This window comes from Streptomyces sp. NPDC098781, from assembly GCF_044759995.1.
In the GTDB taxonomy this organism is placed as follows: Bacteria; Actinomycetota; Actinomycetes; order Streptomycetales; family Streptomycetaceae; genus Streptomyces.
This window is the reverse complement of record NZ_JBIWAK010000016.1, coordinates 32,764-47,485: the sequence shown is the minus strand read 5'-3', so window position 1 is coordinate 47,485 and position 14,722 is coordinate 32,764. Positions and strand designations below refer to the sequence as shown.

11 protein-coding genes are annotated in these 14,722 nt (G+C 70.5%); 7 read left to right on the top strand and 4 right to left on the bottom strand.

The window, feature by feature from the left end; all coding sequences use genetic code 11:
• Nucleotides 1–28: 28 nt before the first annotated feature.
• Both ACIQWG_RS39575 and ACIQWG_RS39570 read right to left on the bottom strand, forming a co-directional pair.
• Nucleotides 29–307 carry an antitoxin gene (locus ACIQWG_RS39575; RefSeq protein ID WP_404105611.1) on the bottom strand — a complete coding sequence of 93 codons (279 nt, stop codon included), beginning with the start codon at nt 305–307 and terminating at the stop codon, nt 29–31.
• A 24-nt stretch (nt 308–331) separates the two neighbouring features.
• A complete protein-coding gene (locus ACIQWG_RS39570; protein WP_404105608.1) occupies nt 332–610 on the bottom strand; it encodes a hypothetical protein in 279 nt (92 codons plus the stop codon).
• 182 nt (nt 611–792) lie between these two features.
• Here ACIQWG_RS39570 and miaA point away from each other — a divergent pair, with 182 nt between their 5' ends.
• From miaA to hflX, 6 genes are all read left to right on the top strand, one after another.
• Nucleotides 793–1,731 (top strand): tRNA (adenosine(37)-N6)-dimethylallyltransferase MiaA, encoded by a 939-nt coding sequence (gene miaA, locus ACIQWG_RS39565; RefSeq protein WP_404105605.1) that lies wholly within the window; start codon nt 793–795, stop codon nt 1,729–1,731.
• A 108-nt stretch (nt 1,732–1,839) separates the two neighbouring features.
• Nucleotides 1,840–2,343, top strand: coding sequence for a hypothetical protein (locus ACIQWG_RS39560; RefSeq protein ID WP_404105733.1), 504 nt, complete (start codon nt 1,840–1,842; stop codon nt 2,341–2,343).
• 46 nt (nt 2,344–2,389) lie between these two features.
• Nucleotides 2,390–3,283: a diaminopimelate epimerase gene (dapF, locus tag ACIQWG_RS39555; protein WP_404105602.1), complete on the top strand. Its 894-nt coding sequence runs from the start codon at nt 2,390–2,392 to the stop codon at nt 3,281–3,283.
• A gap of 299 nt (nt 3,284–3,582) precedes the next feature.
• On the top strand, nt 3,583–5,799 hold the full coding sequence (locus ACIQWG_RS39550) for a RelA/SpoT family protein (protein ID WP_404105599.1): 2,217 nt from the start codon (nt 3,583–3,585) through the stop codon (nt 5,797–5,799).
• Between the two features lie 209 nt (nt 5,800–6,008).
• On the top strand, nt 6,009–7,649 hold the full coding sequence (locus ACIQWG_RS39545; protein WP_404105596.1) for a M1 family metallopeptidase: 1,641 nt from the start codon (nt 6,009–6,011) through the stop codon (nt 7,647–7,649).
• Between the two features lie 192 nt (nt 7,650–7,841).
• Entirely contained in the window at nt 7,842–9,335 is a 1,494-nt protein-coding gene (gene hflX, locus ACIQWG_RS39540; protein ID WP_404105593.1) for a GTPase HflX, read from the top strand.
• Between the two features lie 239 nt (nt 9,336–9,574).
• On the opposite strand, the gene ACIQWG_RS39535 is transcribed toward hflX, so the two are convergent.
• On the bottom strand, nt 9,575–10,795 hold the full coding sequence (locus ACIQWG_RS39535) for a trypsin-like serine peptidase (protein ID WP_404105590.1): 1,221 nt from the start codon (nt 10,793–10,795) through the stop codon (nt 9,575–9,577).
• 368 nt (nt 10,796–11,163) lie between these two features.
• Nucleotides 11,164–12,384: a trypsin-like serine peptidase gene (locus ACIQWG_RS39530; protein ID WP_404105587.1), complete on the bottom strand. Its 1,221-nt coding sequence runs from the start codon at nt 12,382–12,384 to the stop codon at nt 11,164–11,166.
• Nucleotides 12,385–12,953: 569 nt separating this feature from the next.
• On the opposite strand from ACIQWG_RS39530, the gene ACIQWG_RS39525 reads away from it, so the two are divergent.
• Nucleotides 12,954–14,669, top strand: a complete 1,716-nt coding sequence (locus ACIQWG_RS39525) for a diaminobutyrate--2-oxoglutarate transaminase family protein (protein WP_404105584.1) — start codon at nt 12,954–12,956, stop codon at nt 14,667–14,669.
• Nucleotides 14,670–14,722 lie beyond the last annotated feature (53 nt).

Sequence of the window (14,722 nt, the reverse complement as noted above, 5' to 3'; positions counted from 1 at the left end):
CTCCGCGACCGTCCGTCGATGTGCCGTTTCAGGTGGTCGGCGGGGGCGGCGGGGGTGAGTCCGAGGGCGGCGTGCCACCGCCGGTCGCCGTGTCGTCGTCCTTGTGCGCGAGTCGGCCCATGGCGCCCTTGGCCTTGCCCGTGCCCGTGTGGATCTTGTCGCTGTACTTGCCCTTGGTCCGGTCGTCGACCGCCTTGGCGGCCTTGTCGAGACCGTGGTGGACCTGCTCCTCGTGCCGCTGCGCGAAGTCGGAGACCTTGTCCTTGGCCGGGGCGAGTTTGGCTTTCAAATTGTCCATCAGACCCATCGTTCACCTTCCCGCGCGGGGCAGTTACGTGCGGGCGCTCTCACCGGCCTCGCTGTCCGCCGCGTCGTCGGCGGACTGCTGCTTGGGGATCTCGACACCGTCGTCGCCGTCACCGCCATCGGCGTCGACGGAGTCCGCCGCGGCCGGCTTCGCCGAGTCCTCGGCCTCCGTCCCGGCCGCCCCCTTCGCCTCTGCCGACTCCTCCGCCGCGGGCTCGGCCGTTGGTGTGTCGGCCTGTGCCTCGGCGGTTGACGCCGTCTCCGTGGCCTTCGACCTCCGGAAAAGTCGTGCGAAAACGCCCATATCCACTCCATACGTTACTCGTGCGGGCGAAATCCCGCGTCGTCCGGTGCGTCCGTTTGCGCCCCCGGGTCGCCGCCTCCACGAAACCGGCGGCGAAAACCTCGCAACAGGCAACGACCTCGCGGATGTGCCGTCACGTAACTCGTTCGAGTCCACCCCGTGAGGTTTGCGAGACTGGGGCGGTGAGCAGCGCACCTTCCGCCCCCCGTGTCATCGCCGTTGTCGGACCCACCGCGGCCGGAAAGTCCGATCTGGGCGTCTTCCTGGCCCAGCGACTGGGCGGCGAGGTCGTCAACGCCGACTCCATGCAGCTCTACCAAGGGATGGACATCGGCACCGCCAAGCTGACGCCCGAGGAGCGCGCGGGCGTTCCGCACCACCTCCTGGACATCTGGGACGTGACGGTCACGGCGTCCGTCGCCGAGTACCAGCGGCTCGCGCGCGAGCGGATCGACGCGCTGCTGGCCGAGGGACGCTGGCCGGTCCTCGTCGGCGGCTCGGGACTCTACGTCCGCGGGGCCGTCGACAACCTGGAGTTCCCCGGCACCGACCCCGAGGTCAGGGCCCGCCTGGAGGAGGAGCTGGCCCTGCGCGGCTCCGGTGCGCTGCACGCCCGCCTGGCCGCCGCCGACCCCGAGGCCGCGCGGGCGATCCTGCCCGGCAACGGCCGCCGTATCGTCCGCGCCCTCGAAGTGATCGAGATCACCGGCCAGCCCTTCACCGCCAACCTCCCCGGCCACGACTCGGTCTACGACACCGTCCAGATCGGCGTCGACGTGGCCCGCCCCGAGCTGGACGAACGCATCGCGCGCCGGGTGGACCGGATGTGGGACGCCGGGCTGGTGGACGAAGTGCGCGCACTGGAGGCGCAGGGGTTGCGCGAGGGGCGTACGGCCTCGCGTGCGCTCGGCTACCAGCAGGTGCTCGCGGCGCTCACCGGGGAGTGCACCCTCGAAGAGGCGCGCGCCGAGACCGTCCGTGCCACCAAGCGCTTCGCGCGCCGCCAGGATTCATGGTTCAGGCGCGACCCGCGGGTGCACTGGCTCAGTGGGGCTGCGGCAGATCTCACAGAACTTCCGCATCTCGCCCTGGCGTTGGTCGAACGACCGGTTACAGCCTGATCACGTGATGGCATCGGGACGCTCCGGCCGCCATCCGGGCCTCCGGCGCCGTGCCATCATCGAGCTTCGATCGACCAAGTGGAGTCCGAGTTGGGAGGGCGCGTGGCGATGGAGGCCGGCCCTCGCGACACCGCACAAGGCACCGAGAACCTCACCACTGACACGGGTGAGCGGAATCCGGACGGCGACCGTCCGATCCCCGACGGGCTCGACGAGACCGACGGCGGCGTCACCGACGACGGTCCCGAGCCCGAGGAGATGTACGCGAGCGGCCCGGAGGTCGAGGTCGAGCTGCGCCCGCAGCGCCGGCTGCGCATCTGGCAGCTCGCACCCATCGTGGGCCTGGCAGCCGTCGGCTCCCTGATGTTCGCCTTCCCGCTGGCCTTCGACTTCGGCGACAGCGGGGCCGTCATCGCCATGCTGGGGCTTCTCATCTGCTCCTGCGCGGCCGGCTGGGGCATGATGGCCGCCCGCCGCGTCGGTTACACGTGGCCCGGGCTGCCCCCGCGGGGCTCGGGGCGCGGCCCGGACTGGCGGGTCGTGCTGGCGTACGTCCTGGTCGTCGCCGCGATCGTCGTACTGGCCGTGTGGAGAGTCGCCCGCCTGCGGTGAGGGCCGTTTTTTCGGCTCTGTCGTAGGGGCACCGTACGATCGAGGAATGAGCACGCGGATCGCCTTCCTCAAGGGTCACGGCACCGAGAACGACTTCGTGATCGTCCCGGACCCGGAGAACGCCATCGACCTGTCCCCGGCCGCCGTCGCCGCGCTGTGCGACCGCCGCGCGGGCATCGGCGGTGACGGCCTGCTGCACGTCGTGCGGTCCGCGGCGCACCCCGAGGCGAAGAACATGGCCGCCGAGGCCGAGTGGTTCATGGACTACCGCAACGGCGACGGCTCGATCGCGGAGATGTGCGGCAACGGCGTACGGGTCTTCGCGCGCTACCTCCAGCGCGCCGGCTACGTCGGTGAGGGCGACCTCGCCGTCGCCACGCGCGGGGGCGTGAAGACCGTGCACATCGCCAAGACCGTGTCCGGTGGCGACTCCGCCGCCGGTGACATCACCGTCGGCATGGGCAAGGCCCGTCTCCCCGAGGGCGACGTCACGGTGAGCGTCGGCGAGCGCAGCTGGCCGGCCCGGAACGTGAACATGGGCAATCCGCACGCGGTGGCCTTCGTGGACGACCTCGCGCACGCGGGCGACCTGTACTCCCCGCCGCCGTTCAGCCCGGCCTCCGCCTACCCGGACGGGGTCAACGTCGAGTTCGTCGTCGACCGCGGACCCCGCCATGTCGCGCTGCGCGTGCACGAGCGCGGTTCCGGCGAGACCCGGTCGTGCGGCACGGGCGCTTGTGCCGTCGCCGTGGCCGCCGCGCGCCGGGACGGTGCCGCCCCGGAGGCGACCGGCGCCCCCGTGACGTACACCGTCGATGTGCCCGGCGGCACTCTGGTGATCACCGAGCGGCCCGACGGGGACATCGAGATGACCGGTCCCGCGGTGATCGTGGCCGAGGGCGAGATCGATGCCGAGTGGCTGGAAACGTTCACTCGCTGAGCGTTTCCTTGGCTTGAGAAGTGAAGCGTCCAGTCGTTCGCGGGTGGGGAACAGGTGCTCTCGCACCCCCGGCGCGTTCGAAAGCGCGAACTGCCGCTGGCCGTATGGCGCAAAACCGTAAACCTGCAAACCCTCGCTCGAATGGGTGATCCGTTTCACGCTGGGCGGGAGGCGGTCAGTCGGGCGTGATGGGGTCGGTAGCATCAAGCACCGGCCCGGACGGGGGACATGCCGCCATCCCCTGAGCCGTGTCCGCCATGGGGTACCCCGTCCGCCGGTCCACGCAGCCGGAGGTGCCCATGAGTGCGGAGGCCACGAATTCCGCGATGCCAGGCCCGGTAGCAGGCGCTGTGCCGCCCGCCGTGCCGCGCAGGAAGGCCCGCGCACGCATCGACCTGCGCCGCCTCGGCCGGGCGGCGCTGCTCGGCTCGGCCTCGCGCGACCGGCTTCCCGACGCCATCAGCCATGTCGTCGACGCCCACCGGGCCCACCATCCCGACGCGGACCTCGAACCACTGCGCCGCGCCTACGTGCTGGCCGAGTCCTCGCACCGCGGCCAGATGCGCAAGAGCGGCGAGCCGTACATCACGCACCCGCTCGCGGTGACCTTGATCCTCGCCGAACTCGGCGCCGAGACCACGACATTGACGTCGTCGCTGCTCCACGACACCGTCGAGGACACCGATGTGACGCTCGACCAGGTCGGTGCGGAGTTCGGCGCGGAGGTCCGGTTCCTGGTCGACGGCGTGACCAAGCTGGAGAAGGTCGACTACGGCGCCGCCGCCGAGCCCGAGACCTTCCGCAAGATGCTCGTCGCCACCGGCAACGACGTCCGCGTGATGTCGATCAAACTCGCCGACCGGCTGCACAACATGCGCACCCTCGGCGTGATGCGCCCCGAGAAACAGGCCCGGATCGCCAAGGTGACCCGCGACGTCCTCATCCCGCTCGCCGAACGGCTGGGGGTCCAGGCGCTCAAGACCGAGCTGGAGGACCTGGTCTTCGCGATCCTGCACCCGGAGGAGTACGAGCACACCCGCGAGCTGATCGTCGAGAACGCCTCCCGCGCGGACGATCCGCTCGCCGAGGCGGCCGAGGAGATGCGCACCGTCCTGCGCGAGGCGGACATCCAGGCCGAAGTCCTCATCCGGCCGCGGCACTTCGTGTCCGTGCACCGGGTGTCCCGCAAACGCGGCCGGCTGCGCGGCGCCGACTTCGGACGGCTGCTCGTGCTGGTGAACGAGGACGCCGACTGCTACGGCGTCCTGGGTGAACTGCACACCTGTATGAAGCCCGTGGTCTCGGAGTTCAAGGACTTCATCGCCGTTCCCAAGTTCAACCTGTACCAGTCGCTGCACACCGCCGTCGCCCGTGCGGACGGGCAGGTCGTCGAAGTCCTCATCCGTACCCACCAGATGCACAAGGTGGCCGAGGCCGGCGTAGTCGCCCTCGGCAATCCCTACGCGCCCCCTTCGGAGGACCCTGCCGCTCCGGGTGACGGTGAGCGCGTCGACCCGACCCGGCCCGGCTGGCTGTCGCGGCTGCTGGACTGGCAGGAGTCGGCTCCCGACCCGGACACCTTCTGGTCCACGCTGCGGGAGGACCTCGCGCAGGACCGCGAGATCACCGTGTTCCGGCCCGACGGCGGCACCCTGGGGCTGCCCGAGGGGGCGACCTGCGTGGACGCCGCGTACGCGCAGTACGGCGACGACGCCCACGCCTGTATGGGGGCGCGGGTCAACGGGCGTCTGGCGACGCTCAGCACGGTGTTGCGGGACGGCGACACCGTTCAGCTGCTGATGGGACAGGATCCGGCCTCCGAGCCCTCCAGGGAGTGGCTGGAGCACGCCCACACGCCCGCCGCGCGCATCGCCATCCAGCGGTGGCTGGCCGCACATCCCGCGCAGGGCGGCTCGGACGCCAGGGAGACCGGGGTGGCCTTCCGAGGCACGGCGGACGGGCCCGTGGCGCAGTCGGCCGCCGCGGAGGGCGCCGACGCGCGGGTGGCGGGTGAAGGAACCGTCGTGCGGGCGGCCGGAGAGGGGGCCGTCGGACGGCTCGGCGCCGGCAGTGTGCTGGTCGACCGGCCAGGCGCGACCGTACGGCTCGCCGGGTGTTGCACGCCGGTGCCGCCCGACGAGGTCACCGGGTTCTCCGTGCGCGGAGGCGTGGTGACGGTCCATCGCGTCGGATGCGCCGCGGTGGCGCGTATGAAGGGCGTGGGGCGCGCGGAGGTCGGCGTGCGCTGGGGAGACACCGCGGAATGCCGGGTCACGCTCGTCGCCGAATCGTTCGTTCGCCCGCATCTCCTGGCCGACCTCACGGAGGCCATGGCCGGGGAGGGGGCGGAGATCGTGTCGGCGACCGTGGAACCTCCGACGCAGCAACGGGTGCGCCACACCTACACGGTTGAGCTCGCGGACGCCGCGTTGCTGCCGGGCCTGATGCGAGCGATGCGGGACGTCGCGGGGGTGTACGACGTGAGCCGGGCTCAGCCGCAGAGGCCGGGGGCGTGAGGGCGGGGAATTCTGATCGCCGTGTGCCTTGCCTGCGTAGACGACCTACGGCTCCCGCTCTTCGTCTGCCCAGCCGCGGTACACGACTGACGGCCCTTGCTCCTCGGATGCGTTGCCGCCCTGCCGTTGCACCCGCCTGACCTACCCGTTCGAGTGGGCCGGGCGCGCGTCGTCGACGTCTGCCGCTTGTGCGCTGATAGCCCTGGTTCATGCTGCTCACCCCCCGCAACGAGGCTCAGCGCGCTCGTCCTCGTCGGCGCCTCAAGGTGCCCGCGGTGCTGGCCACCGCCGTGTCCGTCTGTCTCCTCGCCGCCAGTGCCCCGGCCACGCCGCTGGGCATCGGCGACCGTCTCTACCCGCACCTGGGCAACCCCGGGTACGACGTGGCCTCGTACGACCTGTCCTTCACCTATCCCGGCACCAACAGCAAGCCCCTGCGGGCCGTCACCACCATCGACGCCTGGACGACCGAGGATCTCCAGCGGGTCAATCTGGACTTCGCACACGGCAAGGTCGAGTCCGTCCAGGTCGACGGGGAGGCCGCCGCGTTCAGCAGCGCGGGCGAGGACCTCGTGGTGACGCCCTCGGAGCCGGTGCCCGACGGCAGCTGGATGCGGATCACCGTGCGGCACACCAGCGATCCCGTCTACGGGCAGAAGCGGGAAGGGGGTTGGGTACGGACCGCGGACGGGCTCGCGATGGCCAATCAGGCCGATGCCGCGCACGTGGTGTTCCCGTGCAACGACCACCCGTCGGACAAGGCGCTGTTCACCATCCGGGTCACCGCCCCCAACGGCTACACTGCCGTCGCCAACGGCCTGCCCACCGATGTGGACCGCGCGGGAGGCTCGACGACCTGGACGTACCGGACACGGCACCCCATGGCCACCGAGCTCGCCCAGGTGTCCATCGGACGCTCCAAGGTGGTGCACCGCACCGGTCCGCACGGACTGCCCGTGCGGGACGTCGTGGCCGCCGAGGACCGTGAGCGGCTCGAACCGTGGCTGAAGAAGACGCCCGGCCAGATCGCCTGGATGGAGAAGAAGGTCGGACGGTACCCGTTCGAGACGTACGGCCTGCTGATGGCCCACGCCTCCACCGGGTTCGAGCTGGAGACCCAGACCCTCTCGCTGTTCGAGCGGGAGCTGTTCACTCAGGCCGCCTTCCCGAAGTGGTACGTCGAGGCGATCATGGTGCACGAGCTCGCGCACCAGTGGTTCGGTGACAGCGTCAGCCCGCGCACCTGGTCCGACCTGTGGCTCAGCGAGGGGCACGCCACCTGGTACGAGGCCCTGTACGCGGCGGAGACCGCGGGGCGGCCGCTGGAGACGCGGATGAAGGCCGCGTATGCCGCGTCCGATCGCTGGCGTGCGGCCGGCGGACCGCCGGCGGCACCGAAGGCACCCGCGCCGGGCAAGAAGAACGGGATCTTCCGGCCCAATGTCTACGACGGAGCGGCCCTGGCCCTGTACGCCCTGCGCCAGGAGATCGGGCGAGGGGCCTTCGAGCGGCTGGAGCGGCTCTGGGTGAGCCGGCACCGGGACGGGGTGGCTTCGACGGCCGACTTCGTCGAACTCGCCGAGGAGGTCTCCGGACGCGACCTCGACGGGTTCCTGCACCCCTGGCTGTACGGCAAGAAGACCCCGCCGATGCCCGGCCACCCGGAGTGGAAGTCCGTGGACCCCGAGAAGGCGGCCACGAAGGCCGGCAAGCAGGCGGGGAAGCAGGCGGGGAAGCAGGCGGGGAAGCCTGCGGGGAAGCCTTCGGCCAAGGAGACGGGCAAGGTGGCGGGCAAGGGGGCGGCCAAGGATGCGGGCAAGGTGACGGGCAAGGGGGCCGGTCGGAAATAAGGCGGTGACGAGACGGGCCGTGCCGTGCGACCATTTTCAGGTCGGCGCGGCACGGCCCGCGGGGGAATCTCCCGGGGTGTTCGTGCGTTGTGGACAGTGACGAGGTGTGGTTCCGGGTACCACGGAATTGGGCCGGGGAGCACAGCCACCGTCGTCGTCACAAGCGGATTTCCCCAGAGACGTAAGGACCCTATGACCTCCTCTTCTTCCTTTTCCCAGGACTCGCAGCGCTTCGCGCACACCTATGCCGAAGGTCTTCGGGCCGATGCCCTGATGGAAGAGGACGTCGCCTGGAGCCACGAGATCGACGGAGAGCGGGACGGCGAACAGTTCGACCGCTCCGAGCGTGCGGCGCTACGCCGTGTCGCGGGCCTCTCCACCGAGCTCGAGGACGTCACCGAGGTCGAGTACCGCCAGCTCCGACTGGAGCGGGTCGTACTCGTCGGTGTCTGGACCTCGGGAACCGTGCGGGACGCCGAGAACTCGCTGGCCGAACTCGCCGCCCTCGCGGAGACCGCCGGCGCGCTCGTGCTCGACGGCGTGATCCAGCGCCGCGACAAGCCCGACGCGTCCACCTACATCGGTTCCGGCAAGGCCGAAGAACTGCGGGACATCGTGCTCGAAACGGGCGCGGACACTGTCATCTGCGACGGTGAGCTCAGCCCGGGCCAGCTCATTCACCTCGAGGACGTCGTCAAGGTCAAGGTCATCGACCGTACGGCCCTGATCCTCGACATCTTCGCCCAGCACGCCAAGTCCCGAGAGGGCAAGGCGCAGGTCGCGCTCGCCCAGATGCAGTACATGCTGCCGAGGCTGCGCGGCTGGGGTCAGTCGCTGTCCCGGCAGATGGGCGGCGGCAAGGGCGGCGGCCTCGCCACCCGTGGTCCCGGTGAGACCAAGATCGAGACGGACCGGCGACGGATCCGCGAGAAGATGGCGAAGATGCGCCGGGAGATCGCGGAGATGAAGACCGGCCGCGAGATCCAGCGCCAGGTCCGCCGGCGCAACAAGGTGCCGTCGGTCGCCATCGCGGGCTACACCAACGCCGGCAAGTCCTCCCTGCTCAACCGCCTCACGGGCGCGGGCGTGCTGGTCGAGAACGCCCTCTTCGCGACCCTCGACCCCACCGTGCGCCGGGCCGAGACCCCGGGCGGACGCCTCTACACGCTGGCCGACACGGTCGGATTTGTACGGCACCTGCCGCACCACCTGGTCGAGGCGTTCCGCTCCACCATGGAGGAGGTCGGCGACTCCGACCTGATCCTGCACGTGGTGGACGGCTCGCACCCGGACCCGGAGGAGCAGCTGGCCGCCGTGCGCGAGGTGATCCGGGACGTCGGCGCGACCGACGTACCCGAGATCGTCGTGATCAACAAGGCGGACGCGGCCGACCCGCTGACCCTTCAGCGGCTCATGCGGATCGAGAAGCGCTCCATCGCCGTCTCGGCCCGCACCGGCAAGGGCATCCGGGAACTGCTCGCCCTCATCGACAACGAGCTGCCCCGCCCGTCCGTCGAGATCGAGGCCCTGGTGCCGTACACGCACGGCAAGCTGGTCGCTCGCGCCCACACCGAGGGCGAGGTGATCTCCGAGGAGCACACTCCGGAGGGCACGCTGCTCAAGCTGCGGGTGCATGAGGAGCTGGCGGCGGATCTCGCGCCGTACGTTCCGGCGGCTACGGCCTGAGAGGCCCGGCTGCCTGAGCCGTGCGGGCGGCTGCCGGAAGACTTCGGCTGCCTGAGTCGTGCGGGCGGCTGCCTGAGGACTTCGGCAGCCTGAGGACTCGGGCCGCTTGAGGACTCGGGCCGCCTGACGGTGGCCAGCAGAGCACCCGAGAACGCTGAAGGCCCGCTCCCTTGTGCCAGGGGAGCGGGCCTTCGTCTGCGTCAGTGCCTACGCCTGCGCCACTACGCGTGTACGTGCTGTCACCGACCGCCGTACGTCCTGCTCATGTTCTGATACAGCGCCTCGGCACCCCTGCCCAGCTGGGGACCGGCGAGCCAGGTGTTGTCCTCGGGGCCGATCGAGGTGTTGGACACCAGCTTGGTCTCGCCGCTCACCACCCGGAACCAGCCGCCCCCCGACGAACCCCCGGTCATGGTGCAGCCGATGCGGTACATCGTCGGCAGAGCCGGACTGAGCGAGAGACGGCCCGGCCGGTCGGCGCACTTGAACATCTGAAGGCCGTTGAACGGCGGTGCCGCCGGGTAGCCCCAGGCGCCCATCGTGGCGACCTCGGTCGCCGACGGGGCGGAGAAGTCGACGTCCAGAGCGCCGGTGGTCTCCTCCAGGGACTTCGAGCCGGCCTCCGGCTTCACATGAAGCACCGAGTAGTCGTACGCGGCGCCGGCACCGCCCGTGTCCGAGCCGCCCTGGATCCACTCGTTCGAGGTCGAGACCCAGTCGGCCCACCAGTTGCCGTAGGGAGCGATCTCCGTGGTCGGCGCGTTGCCCAACTCCGCCTCGGACTTGCCGAGGTCGTTGTAGGCCGGGACGAAGACGATGTTGCGGTACCAGCCGCCCTTCTGTCCGGCGTGCACACAGTGACCGGCCGTCCAGACCAAGTTGGACTTGCCGGGGTGGTTGACGTCCTTGACGACCGTGCCCGAGCAGACTGCCGGGCCGTCGGGGGTGTCGAAGAAGACCTTGCCCACGGGGGCGGCGTTCTCGTGGTAAGGCGTCTTCTCCGCAGTCGCTGCGACCGGAGCCGGCTCCGGATCGCTCACGCCCTGGTCGGCCGAGGCGTCCTGCGTGGTGACCGTCTTGTTGGCCTCCTTCGCGGACTGCATCCGGTCAGGCTTCCAGAGCCCCTCGATGACCGGGTTGACGAAGTCCTTCGCCTCGCTCAGCCACTTGTCCCGGTCCCAGTCCTTCCAAGCGCCGTCCTTCCACTTGTCGACGTCGATCCCGTGCTCCTTGAGCTTGTCCGCGATCTCGGCCGGGATCTGGATCTCGCCCTCACCTGCGTCGGCCCCGGCACCGGCGGCCTGCGAGGCGGCTGCGTCGGCTCCGTCGCCCGCCCCCGACTCACCCGTCGAGCCACCACAGGCCGTCGCGGTCAACGCCAGCGCGGCTACGAGACCGGTGGCGGCGAGGAGGGAGTGCCGTCGGCTGCGTGGAGTCGCGGGCATAGGTGTGGAATTCATGGAACGCGTGGAACGCCAGTAGTGCATGGAACGCGTGAAGCGCATTGTGCGATTACCCCCGTTGAAGCCCTGAAGCCCTGAAGCCCTGAAGCCCTGAAGCCCTGAAGCCCTGAAGCCCTGAAGCCCTGAAGCCCTGAAGCGTGTTGCTGTGTGGTGCCTTGGCCGGAGGGTGCTCGTCCAAGGCAGGTGCTCGTCGCGGAGGGGCCGGTGTGCGGGTTCCTGTGCGGGCACGGGTTCCCGAGCGGGCCCTCGAACGCGACACCCCACTATGCCCGTGGAGTTGAGACCGAACGGCGGTGAGGCGGTGAAGGTTTCTCCCCACCGTCGCACCGCCGTCGGCCGCCGTCATCCCCCGGCTTCGGTGAGCGTCACTGCCCGTCGAACTTCTCGCCCATCCCGTCGAAGACCGCCTTGGCCTCCTTGCCCAGCCGCGGACCCGCCAGCCAGCCCGACTCCACCGGCCCGATCGAGGTGTTGGACACGAGCGCGGGCTTGCCGTCCGAGCCCGTCGCGACCCAACCGCCACCGGACGAACCGCCGGTCATCGTGCAGCCGATCCGGTACATCGTCGGGTCCGACGCGCTGAGCGACAGCCGTCCCGGCTTGTCCTGGCACTGGTACAGCTTCTGTCCGTCGAACGGCGCCGCGGCCGGGTAACCGATCGCCTTCATGCTGTCCACATCGGGGACGGCCGGTGCGTTGAAGTCCACCGGTAGAGCCGAACCGACCATCTCCTCCAGAGACTTGCCGTTTCCGCCCGCCTCCGGCTTCACATGCAGCACCGCGAAGTCGTACGGTGCACCGTCACCGCCCGTCGGACCGCCCTGCGCGATCCACTGCTCCGAGGTCTGCACCCAGTCCGCCCACCACACGCCGTACGGGGCGACCTGCTCCTTGGTCGCGGTCTCCAGCGCTGCCGCATCCATGGCCTTGTCGTTGTACGACGGCACGAACGCGATGTTCCGGTACCAGCCACCGCTCTTGCCGGCGTGCACGCAGTGGCCCGCCGTCCACACCATGTTGGACTTGCCCGGGTTGGCGGGGTCCTTTACGACCGTCGCCGAGCAGACCATCGTGCCTTCGGGGGAGTCGAAGAACACCTTGCCCGCCTCGGGCACGCTGGCGTGGTACGTGGGCGACACGGCCTGTGCGTCCACCGGCGCCGGCGTCGGGTCGGTCACGCCCTGGTCACCGGAGAGGTCGCTCTCGTCGACACCTCGGTCCGGGTCCTCGGCGTCGCGCATGCGGTCCGGGTCCCACAGGCCCTCGATGATCGGGTTGATGTAGTCCTTGGCCTCCCGCAGCCAGTCGTCCCGGTCCCAGTTCTTCCAGGCGCCGTCCTTCCACTTGTCGATGTCGATCCCGTGCTCTTTGAGCCTGTCCTTGATGTCGTCCGGGATCGTGATCTCGCCTTCGCCTCCGGCCGCGGCGGACGCGGTGGCCTCGCCCCCTGCCTCGGCATCGCCCGAGTCACATGCGGTGACGGTGAGGGTCAGCGCCGCGGCGAGCGCGACCAGGGGCAGCGGGGAGGTTCTGCGGCGCGCGCTCCTCCCTCGGCGGGCGGTGAACGACGGCCGTATCGATCGCATGATCTGACTCCCCCTGCGGTGAAGGTACTTGGCGCCGTGGCCGTGAACTCCCGCTGATCGGTTCGTTTGATCACTCGCTGGTCCGATGTGCGGCCACGGCACGTTGGGACGGCATCACACACTATGCGCTCGCTGTGGGGCACCACCGACGGAACGGCAACGGTTTCGCTACGGGCTGTCTGCCCTGTCCCGAGCTGTCTGATCTGGCAACTTGTCCTGAGCGGAGCCGATTTGCTGTCCATGATCACGGTTTCCTGGGTGCGGGCGGATGCGGGGGACGGATGCACCGGCCGTGACGCCTGAGCGGAATCGGTGTCGCTCGGCCGACATCGAGATGACCGCCGGCCGCGGTCGTTCCGCCTACGGCCGCGTCTCGGCAAGGACCTTGAAGCAACCCGTAACCCGCAGAACGGTCCGGTGTTGGTAGCCGTGGGGACCAGCAGCCCAGGCGCGGTCCCTGTGCCCAGTTCCCCGGAGTTTCGAGTGGACGCTCGCGGGGCTTCGTATGTCGGGGCGGGCGAGGACACGAGAAGCCTGCTCGCCCCTGGACAGCGGGAGGACAGGGAGCCATGGCCGTGACCGAGTCTGTGCGCGGGGATACGTCCGAGTCGGCGGGAGCCGGCACCGTGCACGAGGGGATCCTGCGACGGCAGTCGGCGCGCGAGTCGGCGGCGCGCACCTATGCCCGTGCTTTGCCGATCGTGCCGGTGCGTGCACGTGGGCTGACCATCGAAGGGGCGGACGGCAGCCGCTACCTGGACTGTCTGTCCGGAGCGGGGACGTTGGCCCTCGGACACAACCACCCCGTGGTCCTGGAAGCCATCCGCAAGGTCCTCGACTCGGGCGCCCCGCTGCACGTCCTCGACCTGGCGACCCCGGTCAAGGACGCCTTCATCACCGAACTGTTCCGCACTCTGCCGCCCGGACTCGCCGACAACGCGCGCGTGCAGTTCTGCGGACCGGCCGGCACCGACGCGGTGGAGGCCGCCTTCAAGCTCGTCCGGGCCGCCACCGGGCGCACCGGCATCCTTGCCTTCAGCGGCGCGTACCACGGCATGACCGCCGGCGCGCTCGAAGCGTCCGGGGGTGCCTTGGACGTGCGGGTCGCGCGCCTGCCCTACCCGCATGACTACCGCTGCCCGTTCGGCGTCGGCGGCGAACGCGGCGCCGAACTCGCCGCCCGCTGGACCGAGTCCGTCCTCGACGACCCCAAATCGGGCGTACGGCACCCCGCCGGAATGATCCTCGAACCGGTCCAGGGTGAGGGCGGAGTGATCCCCGCCCCGGATGCCTGGTTGCGGCGCATGCGGCAGATCACCGCTGACCGCTCCATCCCGCTGATCGCCGACGAGGTGCAGACGGGAGTCGGCCGTACCGGGTCCTTCTGGGCCGTGGAGCACAGCGGGGTCACGCCCGACGTGATGGTCCTCTCCAAGGCCATCGGGGGCAGTCTGCCGCTGGCTGTCATCGTCTACCGCGACGAACTCGACGCCTGGCAACCCGGCGCCCACGCCGGCACCTTCCGCGGCAACCAACTCGCCATGGCCGCCGGTGCGGCGACGCTCGCCTACGTCCGCGAGAACGGCCTCGCCGACCGCGCGGCCGAACTGGGCGCGCGGATGCTGCACCAGCTCCAGGGTCTCGCGGGCCGGTTCGCGTGCATTGGGGATGTGCGGGGGAGGGGCCTGATGATCGGGGTCGAGGTCGTGGACCCGGAAGCCGAACCTCAGCACGCCGAGGAGCGGTCGCCGGCCCTGGCGGCTGAGAGGGGGACCGAGCCGCTCGCCGCCCGGGACTGGACTGGGGCAGCCGCCGGGCCGGGGTTGCCAGGAGGTTCGGCTGATCTCGTCGGGCACGTAGCTGGGCATGAGAGTGGGCTTGGGAGTGGGCTTGGAGCTCGGCCTGGAGACGGTGCCGGGCAACCGGTGGGGCTCGGCTCCGTTCGGCGTGCGGGCGGTTCGCCGACCGGAGCGGCCCCAACGCGCACGCCAAATGGCCCGGCAGATGATGCGGCGCAGCGCTCGGAACCCCGTCCCGCCGCCCCTGAACTCGCCGCCGCCATCCAGCGGGAGTGCCTGCGACGTGGCCTCATCGTCGAACTCGGCGGCCGCCACTCCAGCGTCGTCCGGCTCCTGCCGCCCCTGACCATCAGCGACGAGCAGGCGGCCGCGGTGCTCGACCGGCTGGCGGACGCCGTGGACGCGCTGTCCCGTGGCCCCGCCGCCCACGATCGGCTGCACCCCCCACACGCAGGGCAGCGACGCCGTGGCGACCGGGCGGGATAGCCCAGCAGCCGACGGAGGCCCGCCAGCACCTACCCCGACCTGCTCAAGCCCAT

Coding starts and splice junctions, on each gene's coding strand:
- dapF (WP_404105602.1), top strand. CDS start 2,390: ATGAGCACGCGGATCGCCTTCCTCAAGGGTCACGGCACCGAGAACGAC.
- ACIQWG_RS39545 (WP_404105596.1), top strand. CDS start 6,009: ATGCTGCTCACCCCCCGCAACGAGGCTCAGCGCGCTCGTCCTCGTCGG.
- ACIQWG_RS39535 (WP_404105590.1), bottom strand. CDS start 10,795: ATGAATTCCACACCTATGCCCGCGACTCCACGCAGCCGACGGCACTCC.
- ACIQWG_RS39575 (WP_404105611.1), bottom strand. CDS start 307: ATGGGTCTGATGGACAATTTGAAAGCCAAACTCGCCCCGGCCAAGGAC.
- hflX (WP_404105593.1), top strand. CDS start 7,842: ATGACCTCCTCTTCTTCCTTTTCCCAGGACTCGCAGCGCTTCGCGCAC.
- ACIQWG_RS39525 (WP_404105584.1), top strand. CDS start 12,954: ATGGCCGTGACCGAGTCTGTGCGCGGGGATACGTCCGAGTCGGCGGGA.
- ACIQWG_RS39570 (WP_404105608.1), bottom strand. CDS start 610: ATGGGCGTTTTCGCACGACTTTTCCGGAGGTCGAAGGCCACGGAGACG.
- ACIQWG_RS39560 (WP_404105733.1), top strand. CDS start 1,840: ATGGAGGCCGGCCCTCGCGACACCGCACAAGGCACCGAGAACCTCACC.
- ACIQWG_RS39530 (WP_404105587.1), bottom strand. CDS start 12,384: ATGCGATCGATACGGCCGTCGTTCACCGCCCGCCGAGGGAGGAGCGCG.
- ACIQWG_RS39550 (WP_404105599.1), top strand. CDS start 3,583: ATGAGTGCGGAGGCCACGAATTCCGCGATGCCAGGCCCGGTAGCAGGC.